The 1,343-nt window shown below is 63.9% G+C and carries 1 protein-coding gene; it reads left to right on the top strand.

Annotation, left to right across the window (positions count from 1 at the left end; translation table 11 throughout):
- Nucleotides 1-95: 95 nt before the first annotated feature.
- Nucleotides 96-1,118 (top strand): IS110 family RNA-guided transposase, encoded by a 1,023-nt coding sequence (locus ABLE93_RS26890; protein ID WP_348842720.1) that lies wholly within the window; start codon nt 96-98, stop codon nt 1,116-1,118.
- Nucleotides 1,119-1,343: the final 225 nt, after the last annotated feature.

Raw genomic sequence — 1,343 nt, 5'->3', positions numbered from 1 at the left:
GAGATGGGGTATTCGGTCCTGATCTCTTGAGCCGTTTGCGGCGTTCCGCGGCGAAGAGGACGATCGGGGCCTGAACCCAGCGCCGGGAGGTCCCCATGGTGTACGTCGGCCTTGATGTCTCTCTGAACTCCGTAGCCGTCTGTGTCATCGACCGGGAAGGTCACATCCTGAAGGAGGCGAGCGTGGCGTCGGAGGCGTCCGCCATCTCGCGGTGTCTCCAGCCCTGGCGGGATCGGATTGCGAAGATTGGGCTTGAGGCTGGGCCGATGTCGGAATGGCTGACTGCGGGCTTGGCGGAGCGCGGTTTCCCGGCCATCAGTCTGGAGGCGCGGCAGGTGAAGGCGGCGTTGTCGGCGATGCCCGTCAAGACCGATCGGAACGACGCGCGCGGCATTGCCCAGGTGGTCAGGGCTGGCTGGTACAAGGTCGTGCACGTGAAGAGCATCGGCAGCCAGCATGCCCGAACGTTGGTGGCGGCGCGCAAGCACCTGATTCGCTCCATTGCCGCATCAGAGCAGACACTTCGCGGATTGCTCCGTCCCTTCGGCTTGAAGGTTGGCATCGTGTCGCGGGCCGGATTTGCCTCCCGTGTCCGAGATCTGGTTGGAAACAACGTCATCCTGGCTGAGGTGATGGCTCCCCTATTGGCAGCCCGGGAAGCACTGATGCAGGAGTACCAGCGCCTTCACCGCCTGGTCGTCCAGGCTGTCCGGAATGATGCGGTCTGCCGCCTGTTGATGACCATGCCCGGGATCGGGCCGGTTTCCGCCCTGACATTCAGAGCAACGATCGATGCGCCCGAGCGTTTCGCCCGCTCCCGGTCCGTCGGGGCCTATCTCGGGCTCACACCTCGGCGGTATCAATCGGGCGAGATCGATCGGACCGGACGGATCACCAAAGTGGGCGACGGGGAGACACGAACTGCGCTGTTCGAGGCCGCCAACGTCATCCTGCGACCGAGCACACGCTGGTCACCGATGAAGGCCTGGGCGGTGCGCATCGCTCAGCGTCAGGGAAGCAAGCGGGCGAAGGTCGCTCTGGCTCGCAAGATGGCGGTCGTTCTTCACAGCATGTGGCGGAACGGCACGGAATTCCGATGGACTGCGGCTGCGGCGTGATCGACCCGGCTGTGGTTCCCTGAACGCCCGTCGCGGGGCGTGGGATGATTGAGTTCGCATGATCTGTCGTCGCAGCCGCTGACGCGGCCGAGCACGCCGAAGAGCTTGAACCGGTCATTCCATCGAACACCATCATGTGGCGATCCTCGACCACGGACAGAAGCAAAGAACCCGCGACGTGCCATCATCGGGGTTGACGACACCGGACCGAATACAGAAGCAGAT

Origin of the sequence: Xanthobacter pollutisoli, from assembly GCF_040044995.1 — a bacterium.
In the GTDB taxonomy this organism is placed as follows: domain Bacteria; phylum Pseudomonadota; class Alphaproteobacteria; order Rhizobiales; family Xanthobacteraceae; genus Xanthobacter.
This window is presented reverse-complemented; position numbering and strand designations above follow the sequence as displayed.

What these genes read in the sequence shown, in the direction of transcription:
- ABLE93_RS26890 (WP_348842720.1), top strand. Translation starts at nt 96, where the DNA reads ATGGTGTACGTCGGCCTTGATGTCTCTCTGAACTCCGTAGCCGTCTGT.